The organism is Pseudoxanthomonas taiwanensis (assembly GCF_010093135.1).
Classification (GTDB): domain Bacteria; phylum Pseudomonadota; class Gammaproteobacteria; order Xanthomonadales; family Xanthomonadaceae; genus Pseudoxanthomonas; species Pseudoxanthomonas taiwanensis.
In genome coordinates, this window is record NZ_PDWK01000098.1 from 1 (window position 1) to 7,600 (window position 7,600).

The 7,600-nt window shown below is 74.3% G+C and carries 4 protein-coding genes and 1 tRNA gene; 4 read left to right on the forward strand and 1 reads right to left on the reverse strand.

Going from position 1 to position 7,600, the window contains the following annotated elements:
- Positions 1-359: 359 nt before the first annotated feature.
- The 3 genes from queC to CR938_RS13345 all read left to right on the forward strand — a co-directional run bounded on the left by queC (position 360) and on the right by CR938_RS13345 (position 2,271).
- Positions 360-1,031 carry a 7-cyano-7-deazaguanine synthase QueC gene (gene queC / locus CR938_RS13335; RefSeq protein WP_162125467.1) on the forward strand — a complete coding sequence of 224 codons (672 nt, stop codon included), beginning with the start codon at positions 360-362 and terminating at the stop codon, positions 1,029-1,031.
- Between the two features lie 300 nt (positions 1,032-1,331).
- A tRNA-Lys gene (locus tag CR938_RS13340) sits at positions 1,332-1,407 on the forward strand.
- A 225-nt stretch (positions 1,408-1,632) separates the two neighbouring features.
- The gene (locus CR938_RS13345; RefSeq protein ID WP_162125468.1) at positions 1,633-2,271 is read left to right on the forward strand and encodes a DUF6766 family protein; all 639 of its coding nucleotides are present in this window, start codon (positions 1,633-1,635) and stop codon (positions 2,269-2,271) included.
- 11 nt (positions 2,272-2,282) lie between these two features.
- On the opposite strand, the gene CR938_RS13350 is transcribed toward CR938_RS13345, so the two are convergent.
- A complete protein-coding gene (locus CR938_RS13350) occupies positions 2,283-2,591 on the reverse strand; it encodes a hypothetical protein (protein WP_162125469.1) in 309 nt (102 codons plus the stop codon).
- Positions 2,592-2,842: 251 nt separating this feature from the next.
- Here CR938_RS13350 and CR938_RS13355 point away from each other — a divergent pair, with 251 nt between their 5' ends.
- Positions 2,843-7,279 (forward strand): DEAD/DEAH box helicase, encoded by a 4,437-nt coding sequence (locus CR938_RS13355; protein ID WP_162125470.1) that lies wholly within the window; start codon positions 2,843-2,845, stop codon positions 7,277-7,279.
- The last annotated feature ends 321 nt before the right edge of the window (positions 7,280-7,600 follow it).

The following is a 7,600-nucleotide window of genomic DNA, read 5'->3' on the forward strand; positions in this document are numbered from 1 at the left end:
GTGGCCGTGCGCTCTGTACTCAGAGACGGGCTCGAACACCCCAGCCGTTACCAAACTGCACGCACCGGTCTGGCCCCCTCAACGGCGTGTCAGACTCTACCGTGCTGATCTGGCCTGAACATACAAGTCCGTCTGCGCCCCGTGCGTGGATGGCGGCGCCTGTCCTCTCCTGCAGGAGCCGCGTCGGCGGCGACGCGGCGGGCCGACCGGTTCACGGTGTCGGCTCCCGCACCGGGGTGCCGGGTGTTTCCCTGCGGTCGCGTGGCGGTTGACCGCAGGCCCGGACACGCCTGCCGGGTCGCCGCTGACGCGCCTCCTACATACAATGCGCCAACCCCCCACATTCCGATCGTGCTCCCATGAAGAAGGCCGTCGCCCTGGTGTCCGGTGGCATGGACTCGGCCGTCGTGCTGGCCATCGCCCGCGAGCAGGGCTTTGCCGTGCACGCGCTGAGCGTGCGCTACGGACAGCGCCACACCTCCGAGCTTGATGCGGCCGCGCGCGTGGCCCGCGCGCTGGGTGCGGTGGCACACAAGACCGTGGACGTGGACCTGCGCGCCATCGGCGGCTCGGCACTGACCGACGACGGCATTGAGGTGCCCGAGGCCGGCGGCGAGGGCATTCCGGCGACCTACGTGCCGGCGCGCAACACCATCATGCTGTCCATCGCCCTGGGCTGGGCCGAGGTGCTGGGCGCGGCGGACATCTTCTGCGGTGTCAACGCGGTGGACTACTCCGGCTATCCGGACTGCCGTCCCGAGTTCATCGCCGCGTTCGAGCGCCTGGCCAACCTGGCCACCAAGGCCGGCGTGGAAGGGGCGGGCATCCGCATCCACGCGCCCCTGATGCGCATGGGCAAGGACGGAATCGTGCGCGAGGGCCTGCGCCTGGGCGTGGATTTCGCGCAGACCGTGTCCTGCTACCGCGCCGATGCCGAGGGCCGCGCCTGCGGCCATTGCGACGCCTGCCGCCTGCGCGCGGCCGGCTTCGCCGCCGCCGGCGTGGCCGACCCCACGCGCTACGTGGCCTGACGCCACCCGCGCCGCCGTGGGGGCCCCCGTTGCAGGGGCCGCGTCAGCGGCGACGCGACGGATCGGTACGTTCACGGCGTCAGCTCCCGTGCCGAAGACGCTTGGCGCTTCCTCCGGCCGGGAGTGCCGGTTGAGCGCGGGCCTCGATACGCTGCCGGGTCGCCGCGGGCGCGGCTCCCGCAGAGGGGAGGGCGAGGCAGTGAACGCGGCCAGGACACGCAGGCCAGACAGCCGCCGGTGGTGGGGCACCTGTCCGCCCCCGGGGGGGATCGGGTAAAATGCGAACCGCCTTGCAGTTCCGGGCCGTTAGCTCAGTCGGTAGAGCATCGGACTTTTAATCCGCTGGTCGTTGGTTCGATTCCAACACGGCCCACCATTCTTTCCCGGGCGGTTCCCCCCTTTTTCCCGTGACAGGCCGCAGCGGCAGCATGCCGCCGGCAACTTCGCGTGCGCCTGTTCCGCGGCGCGGCCACCCCGGCCCCGCTTCGGCGCGTTGGCCCGCCGGCAGGTGTGGGGCGGCCGTGCGTACCGTCGCGGCCCGTCAACGCGGCCGCGCGCAGGATGGCCGCAGCGGCCCGGCGCGGGCCGGTCGGAGACGGTCATGTGGAAGCGCAACGGCCTGAGCATCGTGCTTCTGGCGCTGGTGCTGGTCTTCGTGGCCGGCCAGGCCTGGACCGGCTGGACGGCGCACAATGCCGAGCTGGCGGACAAGGGCGGCGAGCTGCTCGGTCTGGGCCAGTACCTGCGTTCGGGGCATTTCGTGTCGGCCCTGTTCGAGAACTGGGAGAGCGAGTTCCTGCAGATGGGCATGTACGTGCTGCTCACCGTGCGCCTGCGCCAGGCCGGGTCGGCCGAGTCGCGGCCGCTGTCGCCGGAGCACGAGTCGCCGCGCGTGGAGCCCGGTCCCGCACCCTGGCCGGTGCGCAGGGGCGGTGCCTGGCTGTGGCTGTACGAGCGTTCACTGGCCATCGCCTTCGGCCTGCTGTTCCTGGCCAGCTTCGTGCTGCACCTGTACGGCAGCTGGCGCGCGGAACTGGCCGAGCGCGCGCTGGAGGGCGCGATGCCGGTGTCGGTGTGGGCGCACCTGGCCGGCGCCCGGTTCTGGTTCGAGTCGCTGCAGAACTGGCAGAGCGAGTTCCTGGCCGTGGCCAGCCTGGTGCTGCTGACCATCTGGCTGCGGCAGAAGGATTCCCCGCAGTCCAAGCCGGTGCAGGCGCCGCACCGGCAGACCGGCGACTGAGACGCGCGCCGTTACGGATTGCCGGTGGGTGTGCGCGGATCTTCGGCCGGGTCCGGCACATCGCCTGGCGGATCGGTGCTGGTCGGTGGCGTGGTGGTGGCGTCGTTGGCCGGCGGCGGCAGGCTGGGCGGCACGGTGTCGTCGGTGGGGATGGCGGGTGCCGGATCGGCGGACGGGACCGTGTCGCCGGCCGGCGACTGCGCGGCCGGTGAGGTCACGGCGGCATCGGTGCCTTCGGGTGTGTCGCGGCGGTCGCAGCCGGCCAGGAGGGCCAGTGGCAGCAGGGCGAGCAGGGGTGTGGCGAGAACAAGGCGGCGCATGGCGTGCTCCTGACGGGAAGGTGGCGTCCGGTCCGGCGGAGCGGCCGCAGTTCCGTTCTAGCCCCGGCGCGGCGACCATACCGTGAAATCCGGCCCTGGCCGGCCGTTTCCCTGAACCGGCTGAACATCGCAGCGCCGGCCGCGTTGAAGCCCCCGGCGGGCGGGCGCATATTCGCGAGCACTCCGTGCGCGTCTCACGCCGTGAGACGGCGGTCCCGCACGCTGGACGCTCCCGGCGCTTTCCCCCTCCGATGCCCGTCGACGCCTTCCATCCCGCCGTCGCGCGCTGGTTCGCCGGCGCCTTCCCGGGGCCGACCGCGGCCCAGGCCGCGGCGTGGCCGGCGATCATGGCCGGGCACAACACCCTGGTGGCCGCGCCCACCGGCTCGGGCAAGACGCTCACCGCCTTCCTGGCCGCCATCGACGAGCTGGTGCGCGAGGGCCTGGCCGGAGGCGGGACGCTGCCCGACGCCACCCGGGTGCTGTACATCTCGCCGCTGAAGGCGTTGTCCAACGACATCCACCTCAACCTGGAGGCGCCGCTGGCCGGCATCCGCGCCGCGCTGGCCGAACTGGGTCTGCCGGAGGTGGAGATCCGCACCGCGGTGCGCACCGGCGACACGCCGCAGGCCGAGCGCGCGCAGGTGCGGAAAAAGCCGCCCCACATCCTGGTGACCACACCCGAATCGCTGTACGTGCTGCTGTGCTCGGCCTCGGGCCGGGCCATGCTGGGCAGCGTGCGCAGCGTGATCGTGGACGAGATCCACGCTCTGGCCGGCGACAAGCGCGGCAGCCACCTGGCCCTCTCGCTGGAGCGGCTGGAGGCGCTGTGCGGACGGCGCCTGGTGCGCATCGGCCTGTCGGCCACGCAGAAGCCGGTGGAGGAGGTGGCGCGCTTCCTGGTGGGTGCGGCCAACGTCTATCCCGACCGCGCCGCGCTGCCGGTCCGCGACGATGCCGGCCTGTCCGGCGGCGCGGTGCGTGGCGGCCGTGCCGGGCGCGACGTGCCGGACTGCGCCATCGTGGACATCGGCTACGGCCGCCGCCGCGACCTGGCCCTGGAGGTGCCGCCCACGCCGCTGTCCTCGGTGATGTCCAACGACCAGTGGGCGCAGGTGTACGGACGCGTGGCCGAGCTGGTGCGCGCGCACCGCACCACCCTGGTGTTCGTGAACACCCGGCGCATGGCCGAGCGCGCCGCATTCCACCTGGGCGAGCTGCTCGGGCGCGAGGCCGTGGCCACGCACCACGGCAGCCTGTCGAAGGAACTGCGCCTGGAGGCCGAGCAGAAGCTCAAGCGCGGTGAGCTGAGGGCGCTGGTGGCCACCGCCTCGCTGGAGCTGGGCCTGGACATCGGCGACGTGGACCTGGTGTGCCAGCTCGGTTCGCCGCGCTCGATCGCCGCCTTCCTGCAGCGCGCCGGCCGCTCCGGCCACTCGGTGGGCGGCACGCCCAAGGCGCGGCTGTTCCCGCAGACCCGCGACGATCTGGTCGAGTGCGCGGCGCTGCTGGACTGCGTGCGCCGCGGCGAGCTGGACGCGCTGCGCATCCCACCGGCACCGCTGGACGTTCTGGCGCAGCAGATCGTGGCCGAGGTGGCCGCGCGCGAATGGGACGAGGACGCGCTCTACGACTGGCTGCGCCGCGCCTGGCCATACGCGCGCCTGCCGCGCAAGGACTTCGACGACGTGGTGCGGATGCTGGCCGAGGGCTACAGCGACCGCCGCGGCCCGCGCGCCGGCCTGATCCACCGCGACGCGGTCAACCGCCGTCTGCGCGGGCGCCAGGGCGCGCGCCTGGTGGCCACCCTGTCCGGCGGCACCATCCCCGAGACCGCCGACTATGCCGTGGTGCTGGAGCCGCAGGCCACCTACATCGGCAGCGTCAACGAGGATTTCGCGGTCGAGAGCATGGCCGGCGACATCTTCCAGCTGGGCAACGCCAGCTACCGCATCCTGCGCGTGGAGCCGGGCCGGGTGCGGGTGGAGGACGCGCAGGGGCAACCGCCCAGCATCCCGTTCTGGCTGGGCGAGGCGCCCGGCCGCAGCGACGAGCTGGCCTTCGGCGTCTCGCGCCTGCGCGAGGCGGTGGCCGGGGCGCTGCAGGCAGGCGGCACGGCCGCGGCGCTGGCCTGGCTGCGGGAGGAGGGGGGGCTGGACGAGGCCGCCGCGCAGCAGCTGGTGGACTACCTGGGCGCGGCGGTGGCGGCGCTGGGGGTGATGCCCACGCAGCGGCGCATCGTGCTGGAGCGCTTCTTCGACGAGACCGGCTCCACCCACCTGGTGATCCACAGCCCCTACGGCAGCCGCCTCAACCGTGCCTGGGGCCTGGCCCTGCGCAAGCGCTTCTGCCGCCAGTTCAACTTCGAGCTGCAGGCCGCGGCCACCGAGGACGCCATCGTGCTGTCGCTGTCCACCAGTCACAGTTTTCCGCTGATCGAGGTCTCGCGCTACCTGCACTCGTCCTCGGCGCAGGACGTGCTGGTGCAGGCGCTGCTGGACGCGCCGCTGTTCCCGGTGCGCTGGCGCTGGAACGCCACCACCGCGCTGGCCCTGCCGCGCTTCGTCGGCGGGAAGAAGGTGCCGCCGCAGCTGCAGCGGATGAAGTCCGAGGACCTGCTGGCCACCGTGTTCCCGGACCAGGTGGCCTGCCTGGAGAACATCGTCGGCGACCGCGAGGTGCCGGACCATCCGCTGGTGGCGCAGACCCTGCACGACTGCCTCAACGAGGCCATGGACACCGAGGGTTGGCTGCGCGTGCTGCGTGGCATGGAGGCCGGGGACATCGAAGTGTCGGCGTGCGACCTGGCCGCGCCCTCGCCACTGGCGGCCGAGGCGCTGAACGCCAGGCCCTACGCCTTCCTCGACGACGCGCCGCTGGAGGAGCGCCGCACCCAGGCCGTGCAGACCCGCCGCTACGCCGATCCGCAGGCGGCCACCGACCTGGGGCGGCTGGACCCGGAGGCGGTGGCGCGGGTGCGCGAGGAGGCCTGGCCGCGCGTGCGCAGCGCCGACGAGATGCACGAGGCTCTGACCGGCCTTGGCTTCGTCACCGCCGCCGAGGCCGCGCGCGAACCGGGCTGGGAGGCCTGGCTGCAGCGCCTGGCGCGCGACGCGCGTGCCACCCTGGTCACCGCCGCCGGGCGGCAATGGTGGGTGGCGGCCGAGCGCCTGCCGCAGCTGCTGGCCCTGCATCCTGCGGCCCTGCAGCAGCCGGGCATCGCCGTGCCGGCCGAATTCGCCCGGGTGCAGTGGAGCGCGGAGGACGCGGCCGTGGCCCTGCTGCGCGCGCGCCTGACCGGGCTGGGCCCGGTGCCGGCCGCGGAGCTGGCCGCGAGCCTGGGCCTCGCCCCGCTGGCCACGGACATGGCGCTGCTGAAGCTGCAATCGCAGGGCTACGCCATGCAGGGCCGCTTCAGCGACGCGGGCGTGGACGAATGGTGCGAGCGCCACCTGCTGGCGCGCATCCACCGCTACACGCTGCGCCGCCTGCGCCGCGAGATCGAACCGGTGGCCCCGCGTGACTTCATGCGTTTCCTGTTCGACTGGCAGCGCGTCTCGCCCGACTGCCGGGTCAGTGGCCCGGAGGCGCTGGCCGGCGTGCTCGGCCAGCTGGAGGGCTTCGAGGCGCCGGCCGCGGCCTGGGAGGCCGAGCTGCTGCCGGCGCGGGTACGCGACTACTCCATCGCCTGGCTGGACGACCTGTGCACCGCCGGCCGCATCCAGTGGACGCGGCTGCGCGCCGCGGACGTGGAGCCGGGCGCGCCGCGTGGCAGCGGTTCGCTGCGCGCCACCCCGGTGCTGCTGCTGCCACGCCGCAGCGTGGCGCACTGGGCCGCACTGGCTCCGCCGGCCACCGCCGACCAGGCACTGTCCTCGCGCGCGCAGAAGGTGGCCGACTACCTGGCCGCGCACGGCGCCTCGTTCTTCGACGAGATCGCCGACGGCACCCGCCTGCTGCGCACCGAGCTGGAGGACGCGCTGGCCGAGCTGGTGGCGCGCGGGCGGGTGCACTGCGACAGCTTCGCCGGCCTGCGCGCGCTGCTGGTGCCGCCGTCCAGGCGCCCCACGCCTGGGCACGGGCGGCGCCGTGCGCTGATGCTCGGGATCGAGGATGCCGGCCGCTGGGCACCGGTGCGGCGGCCGCAGGCGCAGGAGGAGGCGCGGCCGGCGCGCCCGGATCCGGAGGCGGTGGAGCACGTGGCCCGGGTGCTGCTGCGCCGCTACGGCGTGGTGTGCTGGCGCCTGCTCGAGCGCGAGGCGGCCTGGCTGCCGCCCTGGCGCGAGCTGCTGCGCGTGTACCACCGCCTGGAGGCGCGCGGCGAGGTGCGCGGCGGCCGCTTCATCGACGGCCTCTCCGGCGAGCAGTTCGCCCTGCCGGAGGCCATCGGCCTGCTGCGCAAGGCGCGGCAGCGGCCACAGGACGGCACCGTGCTGGCGGTCAGCGCGGGGGACCCGCTCAACCTGGCCGGCGTGGGGCTGGCCGGCGGGCGCGTGCCGCGCATCCCGGGCGCGCGCGTGGCCTACCGCGACGGCATCCCGGTGGCCGCGCTGGTGGCCGGCGAGGTGCGTCCGCTGGCCGAGCTGCCACCGGAAGCGGCCGAAGCCGCCCGCGCCGCCCTCCTGCGCGACCCGTCTCCCGCATCCCCGTTCCTCCCCGCGGGGATCGGCCAGACCACCCCGCTGTAGGAGCCGCGTCAGCGGCGACGCGACGGGTCGGCCCGTTCACCGCATTGGCGCCTGCGCCGGGGGCGTCAGTGGGTTCCTCCAGCCGCGTGGCGCTTGAACGCGGGCCTGGATGCGCCTGCCGGGTCGCCGCTTGCGCGGCTCCGACGGGGCGTCCGGGGCGGAGGCAGCCAGACTGTCGGGCGCCGGCGGGGATGCGGGCGCGCGGGCCACGCCCGCGGGGGGGGCCGGGGCGCCCGGCGCCCGGGGCTGCCCCACGGATGCCGTTATCCCGGGGTTCGGGGGGCCGGGGTGTCCGGGGTTTCTGAGGCACCTTCGGGGCGG

Excerpts from the sequence above, each read along its gene's own strand:
- queC (WP_162125467.1), top strand. The coding sequence starts at position 360 with ATGAAGAAGGCCGTCGCCCTGGTGTCCGGTGGCATGGACTCGGCCGTC.
- CR938_RS13345 (WP_162125468.1), top strand. The coding sequence starts at position 1,633 with ATGTGGAAGCGCAACGGCCTGAGCATCGTGCTTCTGGCGCTGGTGCTG.
- CR938_RS13350 (WP_162125469.1), bottom strand. The coding sequence starts at position 2,591 with ATGCGCCGCCTTGTTCTCGCCACACCCCTGCTCGCCCTGCTGCCACTG.
- CR938_RS13355 (WP_162125470.1), top strand. The coding sequence starts at position 2,843 with ATGCCCGTCGACGCCTTCCATCCCGCCGTCGCGCGCTGGTTCGCCGGC.